The following is a 17,002-nucleotide window of genomic DNA, read 5'->3' as shown; positions in this document are numbered from 1 at the left end:
CAGTAATATATGCCGCCGTTGCCACGGGATATCAAACAACGTGAAAGCAGCGCAAAAGTGGGTCGTTAGCTCAGTTGGTAGAGCAGTTGACTTTTAATCAATTGGTCGCAGGTTCGAATCCTGCACGACCCACCACTTAAAGCAGTTCTGGCAGTACAGAGTGGGTGATTAGCTCAGTTGGTAGAGCATCTCCTTTACACGGAGGGGGTCGGCGGTTCGAGCCCGTCATCACCCACCACTCGGGTCGTTAGCTCAGTTGGTAGAGCAGTTGACTTTTAATCAATTGGTCGCAGGTTCGAATCCTGCACGACCCACCAATTTTATTGGTTCCGAGTGATAATTCAGGCAACACCCGAACGGGTCGTTAGCTCAGTTGGTAGAGCAGTTGACTTTTAATCAATTGGTCGCAGGTTCGAATCCTGCACGACCCACCAGCCTGAATAGATTTGAAGTACATCCCGCAAGGGGTCGTTAGCTCAGTTGGTAGAGCAGTTGACTTTTAATCAATTGGTCGCAGGTTCGAATCCTGCACGACCCACCAGTGTTGAAAGGCGCCCTAAAGGCGCCTTTTTGCTATCTGTCGTTCGCCAGTGCCTTGTAGGTCGGGTAAGGCGAAGCCGCCACCCGACAGATGCTACCGGCATCAATTCCCGATGACATTCCCCCTCAAATTCGCTATCTTGTTTAGTATACAAAACACCATTGCCTCATTTTTGTTATCTCATGCAAAACAAAGGCAATATTGTTAAGCCAGTAAAACGAGAAGCTATAATGAGTGTGATGTTTGATCCCGAAACCGCAATCTATCCCTTCCCGCCGAAGCCCGCTCCGCTAAGCCGGGATGAAAAACAGTTCTATCGTGAAAAAATTAAGCGCCTGCTTAAAGAGCGTGATGCGGTGATGGTGGCGCATTACTACACCGACCCGGAAATTCAGCAGCTGGCGGAAGAGACGGGCGGCTGTATCTCAGACTCCCTGGAAATGGCGCGTTTCGGTGCTAAACATCCTGCCTCCACGCTGCTGGTTGCAGGTGTGCGCTTCATGGGCGAAACGGCAAAAATTCTCAGCCCGGAAAAAACCATACTGATGCCGACGCTGAATGCCGAATGCTCCCTTGACCTCGGTTGCCCGATTGATGAGTTCACCGCCTTCTGTGATGCCCACCCTGATCGTACCGTGGTGGTCTATGCCAACACGTCTGCGGCGGTGAAAGCCCGGGCAGACTGGGTAGTGACCTCCAGTATCGCCGTTGAGCTGATTGAGCATCTGGACAGCCTGGGGGAGAAAATCATCTGGGCGCCCGATCGTCACCTGGGAAACTATGTACAAAAACAAACCGGTGCGGATGTGCTGTGCTGGCAGGGCGCCTGTATCGTTCACGACGAGTTTAAGACCCAGGCCCTGACGCGCATGAGAGGGTTATACCCGGACGCCGCGGTTCTGGTGCACCCGGAATCCCCGCAGTCCATCGTCGACATGGCGGATGCCGTCGGGTCAACCAGCCAGCTCATTCATGCTGCGAAAACCCTGTCACACAAGCAGCTCATTGTGGCGACCGATCGCGGTATCTTCTACAAGATGCAGCAGGCCGTGCCGGAAAAAACGTTGCTCGAAGCGCCGACCGCCGGAGAAGGGGCGACCTGCCGAAGCTGCGCACATTGCCCGTGGATGGCGATGAATGGGCTCAAAGCGATTGCGGAGGGGCTGGAAAACGGTGGCGCAGCGCATGAGATCCACGTGGATGCCGCTCTGCGTGAAGGCGCGTTAATTCCACTTAACCGTATGCTGGATTTTGCGGCTACACTACGTACTTAACTTATTACGCCCCGGAGAAAAAATGGATTTTTTTAGCACACAGAACATCCTGGTTCATATCCCGATTGGTGCGGGCGGCTATGACCTGTCGTGGATTGAAGCGGTGGGTACGCTGGCCGGTTTACTCTGTATCTGGCTGGCCAGCCTTGAGAAGATCAGCAACTATGCGTTCGGGCTGATAAACGTCACGCTGTTTGCGATCATCTTCTTCCAGATCCAGCTCTACGCCAGCCTGCTTCTACAGCTGTTCTTCTTCGCAGCCAATATCTATGGCTGGTACGCCTGGTCTCGGCAAAACAGTCAGCAGGAGGCGGAACTGCAAATCCGCTGGCTGCCGTTGCCAAAAGCCATCACCTGGTTCGCGGCCTGCGTGGTAGCTATCGGCTTTATGACCGTCTTTATTGATCCGGTATTTGCCTTCCTGACGCGCGTGGCGGTCTCGGTCATGTCGGGTCTGGGATTAAACGTGACGATGCCTGAGCTTCAGCCGGATGCCTTCCCGTTCTGGGATTCCTGCATGATGGTACTGTCGATTGCCGCAATGATCCTGATGACCCGTAAATACGTTGAGAACTGGCTGCTGTGGGTGGTCATCAACGTCATTAGCGTGGTGATTTTTGCCCGCCAGGGTGTTTATGCCATGTCGCTGGAGTACATGCTGCTGACGGTCATTGCCCTGAACGGCAGTCGCATGTGGATTAACAGCGCGCGTGAGCGTGGCTCGCGCGCGCTTTCCCGTTAATGGTGATGGGCGTGTGAGTGGCCGGACTGCGCCTCGTTCAGGTGACAGTCTGGCCCGTTACATGGCTGATACTCCATCTGGATGGTGGCGTGCGCAATTTCGTAGTGATGCTCAAGGAAGTGCCGAATACGTTCAAGCAACGCATCGTGATCGTGGGGCGGAATAACCTGAACGTGCAGCGTCATAAGCGGTTTCTCACCCACCAGCCAGACGTGAACGTGGTGAACGTTACGGACTTCAGGAATGGAACGACACAGATTGCGTTTTAGCTCGCCAATATCCAGCGACGTGGGAGCGCCTTCCAGCAGCTCATTGACGCTCTCTTTCAACAGCCGCCAGGCACTGCGTAATACAAGGCACGATACCAGCACGGAAAGAATCGGGTCGATAGGGGTCCAGCCCGTGCCCATAATGATCAGCGCGGCTACGATGGCACCTACGGAACCCAGCAGATCGCCCAGCACATGAAGCGCCGCGGCCCGTACGTTCAGATTTTTTTCACTGCTGCCGCGGTGCAATATCCAGAACGCCAGAATATTGGCGACCAACCCGGCAATGGCGATAACCATCATTGTCGTCCCGGCTATCGGTTGTGGATGCCGAAAGCGCTGAAAAGCCTCCCAGACGATAAGAATAGTAATGACCACCAATGCAATCGCATTCACAAAGGCGGCAAGCGTGGTCAGTCTGAGCCAGCCAAAGGTGTGGCGGGTATTGGGAGGGCGACGGGCAAACTGCACGGCCAGCAGAGCAAACAGGAGCGCGGCAGCGTCGGTCAGCATATGCCCGGCATCGGCCAGCAGCGCCAGCGATCCGGATATCAGCCCGCCTGTGACCTCAATTATCATAAAGGTGGCAGTGACGCCAAAAGCCAGCAGAAGCCGTTTGGCATTTTCATCGCCAGTGGAGTGGGAATGGGAGTGGGAGTGCGCCATGGTATCGTTCCTGATTTATTATTATTTTTAGTTTAGCGTTTTTAAGAGCTTAAATAAAAAAGGAGAGCATTCGCTCTCCCTGTTTTACCTTACGGAAGGTTACTGGGTAGTACCGTCCGTTTTGGTATTGGCATCGCTGCCTACTTTGTCATTCGGGTCCGGGCATTTCCCGTCTTTACACACAGAGTTTTTATGAACCTCGTCGGTGGTCATACCCTCATGGTTCATCGTGCCTGTGCTCGTCCCGCCGGTGTTGGTATTGCCCGTGTTGATATTACTGTTATCAACATTGTTTGGCGCAATATTCTGTTTTGCATCCGGCGCAACCTGGCCCGCTTCGGCAGCGGCATTCGCGTCGCCGTTGCTGCCGGATGAGCCTGCGTCAGCAGCCAGTACGCTACCGCTTGCCAGAGTAAGGGTTGCCGTAAGGAAAAGCGTAGTCAGTTTCGTCATTTTCATCATGGTGCTCCTGTTCTTATCGTTACGCTGGATAACATTCTCCAACAGTGCATCTTGTTCAGTGGCGAAAGATCCCAGTTTCCTGATTTATGTCAGGATGGAATCGCGTACAAATATTTAAAAACAGTCGTTACAAGTAAAAAGCTTAGGCCAGATCTCATTTTTCGCTATTTTGTTGTGTATTTTAGGCGAATTCCAGGAATTATCTGCGCGAAGTGTAAAAGCCCGTTTACACTTCGTGGCCGACAAGTTAGATTGAAAGGATTGCTTTCATTACTAAAGATATGGCAGAGCTGGAAAGAAGATGAATTATCAGAACGACGATTTACGCATTAAAGAGATCAATGAGTTATTACCTCCCGTAGCGCTCCTTGAAAAATTCCCCGCCACCGAAAATGCCGCCAACACGGTGTCTCATGCCCGCAAGGCGATCCACAAGATCCTGAAAGGTAGCGACGATCGTCTTCTGGTAGTCATTGGGCCGTGCTCCATTCACGATCCTGCTGCGGCCAAAGAGTATGCGTCGCGTCTGCTCGCCCTGCGTGAAGAGCTGAAAGGCGAACTGGAAATCGTGATGCGCGTTTATTTCGAAAAACCGCGTACCACCGTGGGCTGGAAAGGGTTGATCAACGATCCGCATATGGACAACAGTTTCCAGATCAACGACGGCCTGCGCATTGCGCGTAAGCTGCTGCTGGAGATCAACGACAGCGGGCTGCCTGCTGCCGGAGAATTCCTCGATATGATCACCCCGCAGTATCTGGCTGACCTGATGAGCTGGGGCGCTATTGGCGCGCGTACGACGGAATCTCAGGTTCACCGTGAGCTGGCGTCTGGCCTGTCATGCCCGGTGGGTTTCAAAAATGGCACTGATGGCACCATTAAAGTCGCTATTGACGCCATTAATGCGGCTGGCGCGCCGCACTGCTTCCTGTCGGTGACCAAGTGGGGCCACTCCGCTATCGTGAATACCAGCGGTAATGGCGATTGCCATATCATACTGCGCGGCGGTAAAGAGCCTAACTACAGTGCTAAACACGTAGCGGAGGTAAAAGCAGGGCTGGAGAAAGCGGGTCTGGCACCGCAGGTGATGATCGATTTCAGCCATGCCAACTCCAGCAAACAGTTTAAAAAGCAGATGGAAGTCGGCGCAGATGTGTGTCAGCAAATCGCCAGCGGTGAACGCGCAGTGATTGGGGTGATGATTGAGAGCCATCTGGTGGAAGGCAACCAGAACCTGGAGGGCAGTGAGCCGCTGGTCTACGGTAAGAGCGTGACGGATGCCTGCATTGGCTGGGACGATACCGATGCGATCCTGCGTCAGTTGGCGGATGCGGTTAAAGCGCGTCGCGGCTAAGTTTGTCCCGGGCAATAAAAAAGCGTGGATTGCTCCACGCTTTTTTTATGTCCGGGGAATATTACTTCGCTTTACCCTGGTTCGCCACGGCCGCCGCTTTTGCAGCGATTTCGTCGGCGTTACCCAGGTAGTAATGTTTAACTGGCTTGAAGTTTTCGTCGAACTCGTACACCAGCGGCACGCCGGTAGGGATATTCAGCTCGAGGATTTCATCTTCACCCATGTTGTCCAGGTATTTCACCAGCGCACGCAGGGAGTTACCGTGAGCAGCGATAATGACGCGCTCGCCGCTTTTCAGGCGTGGCAGAATGGTTTCGTTCCAGTAAGGCACAACGCGGTCGATGGTCAGCGCCAGGCTTTCGGTCTGCGGCAGTTCAGCCTCAGTCAGCTTCGCGTAACGCGGATCGTGGCCCGGGTAGCGCTCGTCATCTTTGCTCAGCTCTGGAGGCGTGACCGCAAAACCACGACGCCACTGCTTAACCTGCTCGTCACCGTATTTTTCTGCGGTTTCCGCTTTGTTCAGGCCTTGCAGCGCACCGTAGTGACGCTCGTTCAGTTTCCAGGATTTCTCAACCGGCAGCCAGGCCTGATCCAGCTCGTCCAGAACGTTCCACAGGGTATGGATGGCACGTTTCAGCACAGAGGTGTAAGCAAAGTCAAAGGTGAAGCCTTCTTCTTTCAGCAGTTTACCTGCCGCTTTTGCTTCGCTCACGCCTTTCTCGGACAGATCAACGTCATACCAACCGGTGAAGCGGTTTTCGTTGTTCCACTGGCTTTCGCCGTGGCGCACCAGGACAAGCTTAGTATTAGCCATTTCTTACTCCTCAAGCATTTTGAATGATAACAATTCTCATTATATTGCCGTGACTGTGCCAGCAGCAACGCTTAACCCTAACCATAGCGAAAATAGTTCGAGAGTGTAAGATGCATGTGAATCCAGGGTTATGATTTTGTCTGCGATCGCCGCTATTTTCAGCAAGGCGGAGATAAAAAAGCCCTCGCGATGAGGGCCAGTCTTTTTTGCCGGATGGTGCTTCGCTTATCAGGCCTATATTCGTAGGCCCGTGCGCCGCCGGATATTAAGCGCGCGGAATGAAATGATACTCGGTGACGCTTACGTACTCTTCACCCGGACGTAGCACGCAGTCCGGCTGCGGCCATTCAGGATGGTTAGGCGTGTCCGGAAGGAACTCGCTCTCCAGCGCCAGTCCTTGCCAGGCGCCGTAGGCGTCATGTTCACGCGCCGTGGTACCCTCCAGATAGTTACCGGAGTAGAACTGTAGGGCGGGGGCGGTGGTGTAGACCGTCATCTGTAACTTCTCATCAGCAGACCAGACCTGTGCGGCAGGTTGAGAAAGATCGCCTTTTGCCTGCAACAGGAACGCGTGGTCGTAGCCTTTCACCTTGCGCTGATCGTCATCACTCAGGAAATCCTGAGCAATGGTTTTCGGCTGACGGAAATCAAAGCTATTTCCGCTTACCGGTTTCAGCCCCTGATAAGGGATACCCATCTCATCGACCGGCAGATACTCATCCGCCAGGATCTGGAGTTTGTGGCTGCGGACATCGGTCTGATTACCGTCAAGGTTGAAATAGGCGTGGTTAGTCAGATTGACCGGGCACGGCTTATCGACGGTCGCGCGGTACTCAATGGCGATGCGATTATCTTCGGTCAGGGTGAAGCGCGCTGTTGCGGTGAGATTGCCCGGGAAGCCCTGGTCTCCATCGCGGGAGTCCAGAGAGAACCAGACCTCACCGTCATTTTGCTGCACAATCTTCCAGCGACGTTTATCAAACCCTTCCGGGCCGCCGTGCAGCTGATTTTCGCCCTGGCTGGCAAGCAGGGAATACGTTACGCCGTCCAGCGTAAACTGGCTTCTGGCGATGCGGTTAGCGTAGCGGCCTATGGATGCGCCCAGAAAAGCGGTCTGCTCGATATACTGCTCCGGCGATGCGCAGCCAAGCAGGGTTTCGCGCACGCTGCCGTCAGGCATCGGTACGCGGGCAGAAAGTAACGTTGCGCCCCAGTCCATCAGCGTAACCACCATCCCGGCGCTGTTGCGCAGGGTTAACAGGCGATACGGCAGACCATCCGGTGCGAGTGTCGGTGTTTCGTTTAGCACTGTCCGGCTCCTTGTGATGCTTTGCAGACATAGAAAGTTTCTTTGATGCCCGTTTTGGCTTCGTACTGTTTAGCCACCGCGTCCTGAATGGCAGGGACCAGCTCTTCCGGCACCAGGGCGACGACGCACCCGCCGAATCCGCCGCCGGTCATACGCACGCCGCCTTTGTCGCCAATCGTGGCTTTCACAATTTCAACCAGGGTGTCGATTTGCGGCACGGTGATTTCGAAATCGTCACGCATGGAGGCATGCGATTCGGCCATCAGCTCGCCCATCCGTTTCAGGTCACCTTTCGCCAGCGCGGAGGCGGCTTCTACGGTACGGGCATTTTCCGTCAGTATATGGCGCACGCGCTTCGTGACAACCGGATCCAGCTCGTGGGCAACCTTGTTAAATTCATCAAGTGAGACATCACGCAGGGCTGGCTGCTGGAAGAAGCGCGCGCCGGTTTCGCACTGTTCGCGACGGGTGTTGTACTCGCTGCCCACCAGGGTGCGTTTGAAGTTGCTGTTGATGATCACCACAGCCGCACCTTTAGGCAGCGGAACCGCTTTGGTCCCGAGGGAGCGGCAGTCAATCAGCAAAGCGTGTTCTTTCTTGCCCAGCGCGGAAATCAGCTGATCCATAATGCCGCAGTTGCAGCCCACGAACTGGTTTTCCGCTTCCTGACCGTTGAGGGCGATCTGGGCCCCGTCCAGCGGCAGATGATAAAGCTGCTGGAACACGGTGCCGACCGCCACTTCCAGCGATGCGGAAGAGCTTAATCCCGCCCCCTGCGGCACGTTGCCGCTGATCACCAGATCGGCCCCGCCGAAATTCTTGTTACGCTTTTGCAGGTGCTTCACCACGCCGCGAACATAGTTCGACCACTGTTGGCTGTCGTGGGTCACGATCGGCGCATCAAGGGAAAATTCGTCAATTTCGTTGCCGTAATCCGCAGCGATCACTCGCACATGACGATCGTCGCGTTTCGCGCAGCTGATCACCGTCTGGTAGTCGATGGCACACGGCAGGACAAAACCGTCGTTATAGTCGGTGTGCTCGCCGATCAGATTAACGCGGCCTGGCGCCTGGATAACATGGGTGGCAGGGTAGCCAAATTTTTCAGCAAACAGGGATTGTGTTTTATCTTTCAGACTCATTTTTAGACTCCTGATTCGCGGTAATGGACGTCGCTAACGGCACGCAGACGTTCTGCCGCCTGTTCTGCCGTCAGGTCGCGCTGGGTTTCCGCCAGCATTTCATAGCCCACCATAAATTTACGTACCGTCGCAGACCGCAGCAGCGGCGGGTAGAAGTGTGCATGTAACTGCCAGTGTTGATTCTCTTCGCCGTTAAACGGCGCGCCGTGCCAGCCCATGGAGTAGGGGAAGGAGCACTGGAAGAGGTTGTCGTAGCGGCTGGTCAGTTTTTTCAGCGCCAGCGCAAGGTCGTCTCGCTGGTCGTCATTGAGGTCCGTAATGCGCTGAACATGGGCTTTCGGCAGCAGCAGCGTCTCAAACGGCCACGCCGCCCAGTAAGGGACCACCGCAAGCCAGTGCTCGGTTTCCACCACGGTACGGCTGCCATCCGCCAGCTCACGCTGGGTGTAATCCACCAGCATCGGCGAACCGTTCTGGGCGAAATACGCTTTTTGCAGTCGGTCCTCACGCTCCGCTTCATTCGGCAGGAAGCTGTTCGCCCAGATCTGACCGTGCGGATGCGGGTTGGAGCAGCCCATCGCCGCGCCTTTGTTTTCGAACACCTGCACCCAGGGATAGCTCTGCCCCAGCTCTGCGGTTTGCGCCTGCCAGGTGCTGACCACCTCTTTCAGCGCCTCCACGCTCAGCTCCGGCAGCGTTTTGCTGTGATCGGGCGAGAAGCAGATCACGCGGCTGGTGCCGCGGGCGCTTTCGCAGCGCATCAGCGGGTCATGGCTTTCCGGCGCGTCTGGCGTATCGGTCATCAGCGCGGCAAAGTCGTTAGTAAACACGAAGGTGCCTTGGTAGTCCGGGTTTTTATCGCCCGTCACGCGCGTATTGCCCGGGCAGAGGAAACAGTCCGGATCATGCTGCGGCAGCGTCTGTTTGGCAGGCGTCTCTTGCGCCCCCTGCCAGGGGCGCTTGGCGCGATGCGGTGAAACTAAAATCCATTGCCCGCTGAGCGGGTTAAAACGACGATGCGGGTGATCGACGGGATTGAATTGCGTCATGACAAATCCTTAATCCGGATAACCCTGCGGATGGCGTGACTGCCAGTGCCAGGTATCCTGTGCCATTTCATCAAGCGTGCGGGTGACACGCCAGTTAAGCTCTTTATCCGCTTTGGTGGCATCGGCCCAGTAAGCCGGGAGGTCGCCATCACGGCGGGGAGCGAAGTGATACTTCACCGGCTTGCCGCAGGCTTTACTGAAGGCATTCACCACGTCCAGCACGCTGCTGCCGATCCCGGCGCCGAGGTTGTAAATATGCACGCCCGGTTTATCCGCCAGCTGCTGCATCGCCGCCACGTGGCCGTCGGCCAGATCCATGACGTGAATGTAATCGCGCACGCCGGTGCCATCTTCGGTGGGATAATCGTTACCAAAAATCGCCAGGGAATCGCGGCGCCCTACGGCAACCTGCGCGATATACGGCATCAGGTTATTAGGAATGCCCTGCGGATCTTCGCCCATATCCCCTGACGGATGCGCGCCAACCGGGTTGAAGTAGCGCAGCAATGCGATGCTCCACTCAGGCTGGGCTTTTTGCAGGTCGGTCAGGATCTGCTCTACCATCAGCTTGCTTTTGCCATACGGGCTTTGCGGCGTACCGGTCGGGAAGCTTTCAACGTAAGGAATTTTTGGCTGATCGCCGTAGACGGTCGCGGAGGAGCTGAAGATAAAATTTTTAACGTTGGCCGCTCGCATGGCGGAGATCAGACGCAGGGTACCGTTAACGTTGTTGTCATAGTACTCAAGCGGTTTTGCCACCGATTCGCCAACCGCTTTCAGGCCCGCGAAGTGGATAACGGTTTCAATCGCGTGATCGTGAAGGATTTCAGTCATCAACGCTTCATTGCGGATGTCGCCTTCCACGAAAGTCGGCTGTTTACCCGAAAGGCGTTCAATGACCGGCAGCACGCTGCGCTTACTGTTGCACAGGTTATCAAGAATGACGACATCGTGGCCGCTTTGCAGCAGTTGCACACAGGTATGACTTCCTATGTAACCGCTACCACCTGTTACCAGAACTCGCATATTTCGCTCCATTAGGCTTATGGTATGAATTAACCATAGCATATCAGAGACGCGAAAAGTGTGACATGGGATAAAATAGTGGTATCGTTTACACTGGTTTTCACACGCGCTTTTTCACAGACTGAGTGCATTGTAGATCAAAGAGATAGAGATGTATTGTTGCAGGTTGTCTGAAAAGCGGAGGGCAGCGCCCTCCATGTGTTAATCGATTTTGCTCAGCAGGTAGCGGTATTGCTCGCCGTCAGGGACAAATTCCAGCCGATGGGTGATGCAGGACGGGGCATCTTCAGCATGGTGGGACACAAACAGCAGCTGGGTTTCACCTTCGCTAATCAGGACATCCACAAAGCGGCGGATCAGCTGACGGTTGAGCGGATCCAGCCCCTGCAACGGTTCGTCAAGAATCAGCAGCGTAGGGTGCTTGACCAGCGCGCGGACGATCAATGCCAGCCGCTGCTGCCCCCACGACAGGCTGTGGAATGGCGCATCGGCGACCCGGTTATCCATACCCAGAATATCCAGCCACTGCTGCGCCAGCTTGTGCTGCTTGTCGGATACCGCCTGATAAATACCAATGGAGTCGAAGAAGCCAGAGAGGATCACGTTTCGCACCGTGGTGCTCACCCGGTAGTCCAGGTGCAGGCTGCTGCTGACATAGCCGATGTGCTTTTTGATATCCCAGATGGTTTCCCCGCTGCCGCGGCGACGGCCGAACAGGGTGAGATCGTTGCTGTATCCCTGCGGGTGATCCCCGGTGATCAGGCTCAGCAGCGTGGATTTACCCGCCCCGTTGGGGCCGACGATCTGCCAGTGCTCACCAGGATTAACCGTCCAGCTGAGGTGATTAAGAATAGGGCGATCGTCGTAAGCAACCACCCCATCGCGCAGCACAATGCGCGGCTGGTCAGGCTCCAGCCCGTGGCGTGCTGAAGGCGCATCCGGCTCCGGCAGGGCAATACCGTCCAGTTTCTCGCTGTGCGCCAGCTGCGCAATCAGCGCCTGCCGAAGCAGTACGGCTTTCTCGCCGGTTTCGGTCAGGCTACAGTCCGCCAGCACGCCCGCATAATGTACGAAATCCGGGATCTCATCAAAGCGGTTAAGAACCAGCACAAGCGTGTATCCCTGCTGGTTAAGCGACGCCAGCAACGCTGCCAGTTGCGCGCGGGACTGCACATCCAGTCCGTCAAACGGTTCATCCAGGATCAGGAGTTCCGGCTCGCTCATCAGCGCCTGACACAGCAGCGTTTTGCGCGTTTCACCGGTTGAAAGGTATTTAAAGCGGCGATTAAGCAGGGCGGTAATGCCAAATTGTTCCGCCAGCTGCTGGCAGCGGGCAGGATCTTTTATCTCATCCTGGATAATTTCCGCCGTCGTGCGGCCGGTATCTTCTTCGCCGGGGCTGAGCAAATCGGTATTGTTACGCTGCCACTCATCGCTGACCAGCTTTTGCAGCTGTTCGAAGGAAAGGCGCGTCAGCCGGGTAAAGGTGCACCGACGTTCACCCTTCAGTTGGGTTAATTCGCCTGCCAGGGCGCGGGCCAGCGCGGATTTTCCGCTGCCATTCGTGCCCACAAACGCCCAGCTTTCTCCGGCGCGAAGGGTTAACTCTGGCAGCGATAAGGTACGGGTATCGCTAAGACGAAACGTGCCTTGCGAAATATGCAATGATGACATGTGTTATCCCATTTTTTGCAGCAAGAGATGTCAGGGATACTCAGTGTTAACGGGGTTGTCAATGCGCTTAGCACAATGTGGCGATAATTACCCGGTCTGCATTGAAATATGCGGTCACCACAGCACCTTCGTCTAATTCGGTCGCGTCGTTCACCGGAACGGTGGCGCAGAGCAACTGTCCATCCGGCAGGGTCATCAGCACTTCACACTGTTCTGCGCCGCGCTCGATGTGGCTGATACGCCCGCGTAGCTGGTTGTCGGCCTCTGCGGCCTGCTCAGGGTTGAGTGCGATGCTGATCCAGGGCGCTTTGAGTAATACCAGCACCTCCTGACCTTCGTTCAGCCCAAGGCGTTGACCACTTTGCGCGGTGATGGCGGCTTTCAGACGCGTCGTACCGTCCGCGAGCAGGATCTCGATATGCTCCTGCACCTGCGAATGATCGCGCCCCGTCACCGTACCAAACCACTGGTTGCGGGCGCTGGTCTGCAAAGAGAAACGGGAGATGGCGCCCAGCAGGCTGTCCAGCGGCAGATTGTCGTCATCGCTCAGCACATCAAATGCTTTTTGCTGGATCTGCGCCAGTAAATCGTAGAGCTGGATCAGACGTTGCCCATAACGCGTCAACACGGCGCCGCCGCCGCCTTTCCCGCCGGTGGCGCGCTCAACCAGCGTGTGTTCGCTCAGGGTGTTCATGTCGTTAATTGCATCCCAGGCGCTTTTATAGCTGATGCCGGCGTTTTTAGCTCCCTGGCTAATCGAGCCAGTTTGTTCTATTTGTTTTAACAGGGCGATACGTCGCGGATCGGCGAAAAGCTTCTGCTGAAGTCGTAGGGTGAGGAGAATTTCGGCCTGCATAACAGTGTCCCGGCAAAAAGGCTATTGTGACCCAAATGCCCGGGGGCGGAAAGCGCACCGCACAAAAGGGGATGTTTTTCTTACTTTTCAGGGTAGAATAAGCCGTTCACAAGATCTGGAGAAAACCATGTTAGAGTTGTTGAAAAGTCTGGTATTCGCGGTAATCATGGTGCCAGTAGTGATGGCTATCATCCTCGGTGCCATCTACGGCCTGGGTGAAGTGTTCAACGTCTTTTCGAACATTGGTCATCGTCGTGACCAGCCTAAAAAGCAGCAATGATTTCCTCCAAAACGCCCGGCCAGCCCGGGCGTTTTGCTCTCAAGTTTATTCCTCTCCCGCCGATATCTTTTACAACGTTCCTTGAGTTTACGCATTAATGGGTACGATTTAGCGCTAGGAACGCCTGCGATATGTCGTTATATTTATTTGTATATAACGATACGCACAGGAGCTTCAAATGGCACGTTCATGGGTACGCCTTTTCGCAGGGGCCACGCTGACTCTCTCACTCACCGGCCACGCGCTGGCGGATGAAGGAAAAATCACGGTCTTTGCGGCGGCGTCGCTGACTAACGCGATGCAGGATATTGCTGCGGTATACAAAAAAGAGAAAAACGTCGAGGTGGTCTCGTCGTTTGCCTCCTCATCCACGCTGGCCCGCCAGATTGAAGCGGGGGCGCCCGCGGATCTGTTCATCTCTGCCGATCAGAAATGGATGGATTACGCGGTGGAGAAAAAAGCTGTTGATACGGCTACCCGCGAAACGCTGCTGGGAAATAGCCTGGTGGTGGTCGCGCCCGCAAACAGCAAGCAGGACGACATCGCCATCAACAAACAGACGGACTGGACCCGGCTGCTCAACGGTGGCCGTCTGGCGGTAGGCGATCCGGAGCATGTTCCTGCCGGGATTTATGCGAAAGAAGCGCTACAAAAACTGGGCGCGTGGGAGACCTTATCGCCGAAGCTGGCTCCCGCAGAAGATGTGCGTGGCGCGCTGGCGCTGGTGGAGCGTAACGAAGCGCCACTCGGGATCGTTTACGGCTCCGATGCCGTCGCCAGTAAAGGTGTGAAGGTGGTAGGCACCTTCCCGGAAGACTCGCATAAGAAAGTGGAATATCCTGTTGCGATAGTTGATGGACATAAAAATGCGAGCGTGACGGCCTTCGTTGACTACCTGAAGGGGCCGGAAGCGTCCGCGATCTTTAAACGTTACGGATTTACGACTCACGAATGATATTGACCGAACCTGAATGGCAGGCCGTGCTGCTGAGCCTGAAAGTCTCTTCCCTGGCGGTTGCGCTGAGTTTGCCCTTTGGGGTGTTCTTTGCCTGGTTACTGGTTCGCGTGAAGTTTCCAGGCAAAGCCCTGCTCGACAGTGTTCTCCATCTTCCGCTTGTCTTACCGCCTGTGGTGGTCGGATATCTGCTGCTGATCTCCATGGGTCGACGCGGCTTTATCGGCGAATGGCTGTACGACTGGTTCGGCCTGACCTTTGCTTTCAGCTGGCGCGGCGCGGTTCTGGCCGCGGCGGTGATGTCCTTCCCGCTGATGGTGCGCGCTATCCGTCTGGCGCTGGAAGGGGTGGATACTCGGTTAGAACAGGCCGCCCGCACGCTGGGCGCAGGCCGCTGGCGGGTATTCCTGACCATTACGCTTCCGCTGACGTTACCGGGCATTATCGTCGGTACGGTGTTAGCCTTCGCCCGCTCGCTGGGTGAGTTTGGCGCGACCATCACCTTTGTGTCGAACATTCCCGGCGAGACGCGGACCATCCCGTCGGCCATGTATACCCTGATTCAGACCCCAGGCGGCGAAGGTGCGGCGGCCCGGCTGTGTATTATTTCAATTGTGCTCGCTCTGGTCTCGCTGCTGGTGTCTGAGTGGCTGGCGCGCCTCAGCCGTGAACGGATGGGGAAACCGTGATGCTGGAACTCAACTTTACGCAAACCCTGGGCAGCCACACGCTGACGCTGAACGAAACGCTGCCTGCCAGCGGTATCACCGCCATTTTTGGCGTGTCCGGGGCGGGGAAAACGTCGCTGATTAATGCGATTAGCGGCCTGACGCGTCCCCAGTCTGGCCGTATTGTGTTAAATAACCGCGTCTTGAATGACGCGGAGAAGAAGGTCTGCCTGTCACCGGACAAACGTCGCATCGGCTATGTGTTTCAGGATGCGCGCCTGTTTCCGCACTACAGCGTTCGCGGGAACCTGCGTTACGGCATGGCAAAAAACATGGCCGGACAGTTCGATAAGCTAGTGGCGCTGCTGGGCATCGAACCGCTGCTGGATCGTCTGCCGTCGTCGCTGTCGGGTGGTGAAAAACAGCGCGTGGCGATTGGCCGCGCCCTGTTAACCGCGCCGGAACTGTTACTGCTGGATGAGCCGCTGGCCTCGCTGGATATTCCGCGCAAGCGCGAGCTGCTGCCGTATCTGCAACGTCTGGCGCGGGAAATCAATGTGCCAATGCTCTACGTCAGCCATTCGCTGGATGAGATTTTACATCTGGCCGACAAAGTGCTGGTGCTGGAAGCGGGCAGGGTGAAGGCATTCGGCAATCTGGAGGAGGTGTGGGGCAGCAGTGTTATGCATCCATGGCTGCCAAAGGAGCAGCAGAGCAGCATTCTGAAGGTGAGCGTGCTGGAGCACCATCCGCACTACGCGATGACCGCGCTGGCGCTGGGCGATCAGCATTTGTGGGTGAATAAAATCGATACGCCGATTCAGTCCACGTTACGGATCCGCATTCAGGCGTCGGATGTCTCCCTGGTCCTGCAACCGCCGCTGCAAACCAGTATCCGCAATATTTTGCGCGCAAAAGTGGCGCAGTGTTTTGATGATAACGGCCAGGTGGAAGTGCAGCTGGAAGTAGGCAACAGAACGCTGTGGGCGCGCATCAGCCCGTGGGCCAGGGATGAGCTGGGCATCAAGCCTGGCCTGTGGCTTTACGCGCAAATCAAGAGCGTTTCCATAACCGCCTGATTACAGCAGGTGGGTATAAATATATTGCGCGATGCTGTCGGTGGTGTTATCGCCAATCACCACGTCAGCGCGCGCTTTCACCGCGTTATCGGCATTACCCATCGCCACGCCCGTTCCGGACGCTTCCAGCATGCTGATGTCGTTATAGTTATCGCCGAAGGCAATTACGTCCTGCATTGATCCGCCCTGCGATTCGACGAACTGGGTCAGACGCTTTCCTTTGCTGTTGCCTTTGCGGGCGATATCCACCTGATCGTGCCAGGACCATTCACATTCCAGACCCAGCGTATGCTCGACATGTTTTGCGAAGGTATTCAGTTTGGCGGTGTCTTCATCGGTCAGGGCAAATTTCCAGATTGCGTCGACGTCTTCCGCCGCCTGGCGCAGGGAGGAAACCTGAGTGAACACCGGACGCTGCGCTTCCGGCAGAGACAGAGCCCAGTTGCTGGTGCGGATCACATGGCCGGTAGGGCGTTCATACACCATGGCGTTGTCCACATACATCAGGCCGTGAATGGCATGCTCATCCAGTAAATCAATCAATTGCAGCGCCTGCGTAACGGGAAGCGGATCGGAGGCTAAAACCTTTTTTGCCTGATAATCATACAAATAGGTGCCATTACAACAAATTGCAGGTGTATCTAAGCCCAGTGCCTGATAAAAAGGATGAATGGCTACGTGATGTCGACCCGTTACGATGAGAAGTTGATACCCCGCTTCCTGGGCTCGTTTGAGGGCCTCAAGAGAAGAGGGGAGCAGGGTTTTCTGAGGGGTAAGCAGTGTTCCGTCTAAATCCAGGGCAATCACTCGCGAGGTCATTTTTTCTTCCGGGTTAATGTTGA

The 17,002-nt window shown here is 55.6% G+C and carries 17 protein-coding genes and 5 tRNA genes; 12 read left to right on the top strand and 10 right to left on the bottom strand.

Annotated features, from left to right (window positions below; genetic code table 11):
* Positions 1-59 precede the first annotated feature (59 nt).
* From ACJTMZ_RS06815 to pnuC, 7 genes are all read left to right on the top strand, one after another.
* Positions 60-135, top strand: a tRNA-Lys gene (locus ACJTMZ_RS06815).
* A gap of 27 nt (positions 136-162) precedes the next feature.
* Positions 163-238 (top strand) — tRNA-Val (locus tag ACJTMZ_RS06810).
* Between the two features lie 3 nt (positions 239-241).
* Positions 242-317, top strand: a tRNA-Lys gene (locus tag ACJTMZ_RS06805).
* 41 nt (positions 318-358) lie between these two features.
* A tRNA-Lys gene (locus tag ACJTMZ_RS06800) sits at positions 359-434 on the top strand.
* A 31-nt stretch (positions 435-465) separates the two neighbouring features.
* Positions 466-541: transfer RNA gene (locus tag ACJTMZ_RS06795), tRNA-Lys, on the top strand.
* Between the two features lie 230 nt (positions 542-771).
* On the top strand, positions 772-1,815 hold the full coding sequence (gene nadA / locus ACJTMZ_RS06790) for a quinolinate synthase NadA (protein ID WP_149500441.1): 1,044 nt from the start codon (positions 772-774) through the stop codon (positions 1,813-1,815).
* Positions 1,816-1,837: 22 nt separating this feature from the next.
* Complete coding sequence (pnuC, locus tag ACJTMZ_RS06785; protein ID WP_017694131.1) at positions 1,838-2,557, top strand: nicotinamide riboside transporter PnuC; 720 nt, start codon at positions 1,838-1,840, stop codon at positions 2,555-2,557.
* Here the strand turns inward: pnuC and zitB are convergent.
* Together zitB and ACJTMZ_RS06775 are read right to left on the bottom strand one after the other, a co-directional pair.
* Positions 2,554-3,492: a CDF family zinc transporter ZitB gene (gene zitB / locus ACJTMZ_RS06780; protein WP_045347418.1), complete on the bottom strand. Its 939-nt coding sequence runs from the start codon at positions 3,490-3,492 to the stop codon at positions 2,554-2,556. The genes pnuC and zitB overlap by 4 nt on opposite strands.
* A gap of 99 nt (positions 3,493-3,591) precedes the next feature.
* On the bottom strand, positions 3,592-3,951 hold the full coding sequence (locus tag ACJTMZ_RS06775) for a protein YbgS (RefSeq protein WP_017384957.1): 360 nt from the start codon (positions 3,949-3,951) through the stop codon (positions 3,592-3,594).
* A gap of 304 nt (positions 3,952-4,255) precedes the next feature.
* Here ACJTMZ_RS06775 and aroG point away from each other — a divergent pair, with 304 nt between their 5' ends.
* Complete coding sequence (gene aroG, locus ACJTMZ_RS06770) at positions 4,256-5,308, top strand: 3-deoxy-7-phosphoheptulonate synthase AroG (RefSeq protein ID WP_003858564.1); 1,053 nt, start codon at positions 4,256-4,258, stop codon at positions 5,306-5,308.
* 61 nt (positions 5,309-5,369) lie between these two features.
* Here aroG and gpmA read toward each other — a convergent pair whose 3' ends face one another.
* The 7 genes from gpmA to modE all read right to left on the bottom strand — a co-directional run bounded on the left by gpmA (position 5,370) and on the right by modE (position 13,178).
* Positions 5,370-6,122, bottom strand: a complete 753-nt coding sequence (gene gpmA / locus ACJTMZ_RS06765) for a 2,3-diphosphoglycerate-dependent phosphoglycerate mutase (protein WP_006809557.1) — start codon at positions 6,120-6,122, stop codon at positions 5,370-5,372.
* Between the two features lie 265 nt (positions 6,123-6,387).
* Entirely contained in the window at positions 6,388-7,431 is a 1,044-nt protein-coding gene (gene galM, locus ACJTMZ_RS06760; RefSeq protein ID WP_252010880.1) for a galactose-1-epimerase, read from the bottom strand.
* The gene (gene galK / locus ACJTMZ_RS06755; RefSeq protein WP_023324336.1) at positions 7,425-8,573 is read right to left on the bottom strand and encodes a galactokinase; all 1,149 of its coding nucleotides are present in this window, start codon (positions 8,571-8,573) and stop codon (positions 7,425-7,427) included. Before galK ends, galM begins: the two co-directional genes overlap by 7 nt.
* Positions 8,574-8,575: 2 nt before the next feature.
* A complete protein-coding gene (gene galT / locus ACJTMZ_RS06750; RefSeq protein ID WP_252010878.1) occupies positions 8,576-9,622 on the bottom strand; it encodes a galactose-1-phosphate uridylyltransferase in 1,047 nt (348 codons plus the stop codon).
* 9 nt (positions 9,623-9,631) lie between these two features.
* Positions 9,632-10,648, bottom strand: a complete 1,017-nt coding sequence (gene galE / locus ACJTMZ_RS06745) for a UDP-glucose 4-epimerase GalE (RefSeq protein WP_003858554.1) — start codon at positions 10,646-10,648, stop codon at positions 9,632-9,634.
* 201 nt (positions 10,649-10,849) lie between these two features.
* Complete coding sequence (gene modF, locus ACJTMZ_RS06740) at positions 10,850-12,322, bottom strand: molybdate ABC transporter ATP-binding protein ModF (RefSeq protein ID WP_017384953.1); 1,473 nt, start codon at positions 12,320-12,322, stop codon at positions 10,850-10,852.
* 67 nt (positions 12,323-12,389) lie between these two features.
* Positions 12,390-13,178 carry a molybdenum-dependent transcriptional regulator gene (modE, locus tag ACJTMZ_RS06735; protein ID WP_015571099.1) on the bottom strand — a complete coding sequence of 263 codons (789 nt, stop codon included), beginning with the start codon at positions 13,176-13,178 and terminating at the stop codon, positions 12,390-12,392.
* A 127-nt stretch (positions 13,179-13,305) separates the two neighbouring features.
* Here modE and ACJTMZ_RS06730 point away from each other — a divergent pair, with 127 nt between their 5' ends.
* From ACJTMZ_RS06730 to modC, 4 genes are all read left to right on the top strand, one after another.
* On the top strand, positions 13,306-13,458 hold the full coding sequence (locus ACJTMZ_RS06730) for an AcrZ family multidrug efflux pump-associated protein (RefSeq protein WP_003858549.1): 153 nt from the start codon (positions 13,306-13,308) through the stop codon (positions 13,456-13,458).
* A gap of 178 nt (positions 13,459-13,636) precedes the next feature.
* Positions 13,637-14,413, top strand: coding sequence for a molybdate ABC transporter substrate-binding protein (modA, locus tag ACJTMZ_RS06725; protein ID WP_015571098.1), 777 nt, complete (start codon positions 13,637-13,639; stop codon positions 14,411-14,413).
* On the top strand, positions 14,410-15,102 hold the full coding sequence (modB, locus tag ACJTMZ_RS06720) for a molybdate ABC transporter permease subunit (RefSeq protein ID WP_015571097.1): 693 nt from the start codon (positions 14,410-14,412) through the stop codon (positions 15,100-15,102). Before modA ends, modB begins: the two co-directional genes overlap by 4 nt.
* Positions 15,102-16,160: a molybdenum ABC transporter ATP-binding protein ModC gene (gene modC, locus ACJTMZ_RS06715; protein WP_017694124.1), complete on the top strand. Its 1,059-nt coding sequence runs from the start codon at positions 15,102-15,104 to the stop codon at positions 16,158-16,160. Before modB ends, modC begins: the two co-directional genes overlap by 1 nt.
* Here modC and ACJTMZ_RS06710 read toward each other — a convergent pair whose 3' ends face one another.
* Positions 16,161-16,979: a pyridoxal phosphatase gene (locus ACJTMZ_RS06710; RefSeq protein WP_252010877.1), complete on the bottom strand. Its 819-nt coding sequence runs from the start codon at positions 16,977-16,979 to the stop codon at positions 16,161-16,163.
* Between the last annotated feature and the right edge of the window lie 23 nt (positions 16,980-17,002).

The sequence above is a fragment of the Enterobacter sp. DN genome (assembly GCF_046054285.1).
In the GTDB taxonomy this organism is placed as follows: Bacteria; Pseudomonadota; Gammaproteobacteria; order Enterobacterales; family Enterobacteriaceae; genus Enterobacter; species Enterobacter hormaechei_C.
Note: the sequence above shows the minus strand (reverse complement) of the source record. Positions and strands in the feature narration are given on the sequence as shown.

What these genes read in the sequence shown, in the direction of transcription:
- nadA (WP_149500441.1), top strand. Translation starts at nt 772, where the DNA reads ATGAGTGTGATGTTTGATCCCGAAACCGCAATCTATCCCTTCCCGCCG.
- pnuC (WP_017694131.1), top strand. Translation starts at nt 1,838, where the DNA reads ATGGATTTTTTTAGCACACAGAACATCCTGGTTCATATCCCGATTGGT.
- zitB (WP_045347418.1), bottom strand. Translation starts at nt 3,492, where the DNA reads ATGGCGCACTCCCACTCCCATTCCCACTCCACTGGCGATGAAAATGCC.
- ACJTMZ_RS06775 (WP_017384957.1), bottom strand. Translation starts at nt 3,951, where the DNA reads ATGAAAATGACGAAACTGACTACGCTTTTCCTTACGGCAACCCTTACT.
- aroG (WP_003858564.1), top strand. Translation starts at nt 4,256, where the DNA reads ATGAATTATCAGAACGACGATTTACGCATTAAAGAGATCAATGAGTTA.
- gpmA (WP_006809557.1), bottom strand. Translation starts at nt 6,122, where the DNA reads ATGGCTAATACTAAGCTTGTCCTGGTGCGCCACGGCGAAAGCCAGTGG.
- galK (WP_023324336.1), bottom strand. Translation starts at nt 8,573, where the DNA reads ATGAGTCTGAAAGATAAAACACAATCCCTGTTTGCTGAAAAATTTGGC.
- galT (WP_252010878.1), bottom strand. Translation starts at nt 9,622, where the DNA reads ATGACGCAATTCAATCCCGTCGATCACCCGCATCGTCGTTTTAACCCG.
- galE (WP_003858554.1), bottom strand. Translation starts at nt 10,648, where the DNA reads ATGCGAGTTCTGGTAACAGGTGGTAGCGGTTACATAGGAAGTCATACC.
- modF (WP_017384953.1), bottom strand. Translation starts at nt 12,322, where the DNA reads ATGTCATCATTGCATATTTCGCAAGGCACGTTTCGTCTTAGCGATACC.
- modE (WP_015571099.1), bottom strand. Translation starts at nt 13,178, where the DNA reads ATGCAGGCCGAAATTCTCCTCACCCTACGACTTCAGCAGAAGCTTTTC.
- ACJTMZ_RS06730 (WP_003858549.1), top strand. Translation starts at nt 13,306, where the DNA reads ATGTTAGAGTTGTTGAAAAGTCTGGTATTCGCGGTAATCATGGTGCCA.
- modA (WP_015571098.1), top strand. Translation starts at nt 13,637, where the DNA reads ATGGCACGTTCATGGGTACGCCTTTTCGCAGGGGCCACGCTGACTCTC.
- modB (WP_015571097.1), top strand. Translation starts at nt 14,410, where the DNA reads ATGATATTGACCGAACCTGAATGGCAGGCCGTGCTGCTGAGCCTGAAA.
- modC (WP_017694124.1), top strand. Translation starts at nt 15,102, where the DNA reads ATGCTGGAACTCAACTTTACGCAAACCCTGGGCAGCCACACGCTGACG.
- ACJTMZ_RS06710 (WP_252010877.1), bottom strand. Translation starts at nt 16,979, where the DNA reads ATGACCTCGCGAGTGATTGCCCTGGATTTAGACGGAACACTGCTTACC.